Origin of the sequence: Bacillus sp. SIMBA_008 (assembly GCF_046535495.1) — a bacterium.
Lineage (GTDB): Bacteria > Bacillota > Bacilli > Bacillales > Bacillaceae > Bacillus > Bacillus subtilis.
In genome coordinates this window covers 1-290 of record NZ_JAWRWL010000270.1, presented here as the reverse complement: position 1 = coordinate 290, position 290 = coordinate 1, and the positions used below count along the sequence as shown (strand labels likewise).

Annotated in this window: 1 pseudogene; it reads left to right on the top strand. The window is 39.3% G+C overall.

Features of this window, described 5'->3' with window-relative positions:
• A pseudogene (locus SB658_RS23150) lies at nucleotides 1-290 on the top strand (hypothetical protein); the annotation flags it as partial.

Genomic DNA, 290 nt, shown 5'->3' with positions numbered 1-290 from the left:
CAGCAGCATTTAAATGTAAGCGGATTTACCGATGCCTCCTACTACACGAAAAAAGCGAAAAGTGTCGATTTTACTCTCAGTACAGCGTATCCGTCAGATCGAACCTTTAAAGGAAACCTATACTTACAGCGAAAGTCCGGAAAGAAATGGACGACTTGCAAAAAAACAACCTTTTCTTTCTCAGTAAGGGTGACTAAGTCATTCTCTTTAAAAGGATGCAAGACAGGTTATTATCGTGTCAAAGCTACGTTCAGCGGTTCAAAACTTGTCAATACGACAAACTCTTTTAA